General features: G+C 66.4%; 1 protein-coding gene. It reads left to right on the top strand.

The features are described 5' to 3' along the window. Positions 1–889: ABC transporter permease subunit (locus ACTJKF_RS31365; RefSeq protein WP_440629013.1), on the top strand; the 889-nt coding region annotated here is incomplete at both ends.

The following is an 889-nucleotide window of genomic DNA, read 5'->3' as shown; positions in this document are numbered from 1 at the left end:
GTCGGAAGCCATCACCGTCGGCAACCAGACGATCACGCTGCCGGGGATCGGCGCGTATCTCGCGCAGGCGATCTCGGACAAGAATCTCGGCGCGATCGGCTGGGTGATCCTGACGATGACGGTCGTGATCCTCGCGTACGACCAGCTCCTGTTCCGCCCGCTGATCGCCTGGGCCGACAAGTTCCGGATGGAGAACACCGCGTCGGGCGATGCGCCGCAATCCTGGCTGCTCGACCTCGTGCGCCGCACGCGCCTGATTCATCAGCTGCTCGTGCCGGCCGGCTGGTTCTTCGCGAAGGCCGCGCGGATCCCGCTGCGGCTGCCGCTGTCGGGCGCGATGCGCTTCACGCTGCCGAAGGTCGAGAAGAAGGCGTCGCGCACGGTCGACATTTCGTGGGCGGTGCTGGTGCTGATCGGCACGGCCTATATCGTGTGGCGCGTCGTCAGCTTCGTGTCGACCGGCGTCACGATGGCCGAGGTCGGCCACGTGATCGTGCTCGGGCTCATCACGCTGCTGCGCGTGGTCGTGCTGATCTCGATCGCGTCCGTGATCTGGGTGCCGATCGGCGTGTGGGTCGGGCTGCGTCCCCGGCTGGCCGAGAAGCTGCAGCCGCTCGCGCAGTTCCTCGCCGCGTTCCCGGCGAACCTGCTGTTCCCGGTGTTCGTGATCGTGATCGCGCGCTTCCACCTGAATCCCGACATCTGGCTGTCGCCGCTGATCGTGCTCGGCACGCAGTGGTATATCCTGTTCAACGTGATTGCCGGTGCGACGTCCTATCCAAACGACTATCGCGAAGCCGCGACGAACTTCCGGATCCGCGGCTGGCAATGGTGGCGCCAGGCGATCCTGCCCGGCATCTTCCCGTACTACGTGACCGGCGCGATCACC

It is taken from the genome of Burkholderia sp. 22313 (genome assembly GCF_052045245.1).
GTDB lineage: Bacteria > Pseudomonadota > Gammaproteobacteria > Burkholderiales > Burkholderiaceae > Burkholderia.
This window is presented reverse-complemented; position numbering and strand designations above follow the sequence as displayed.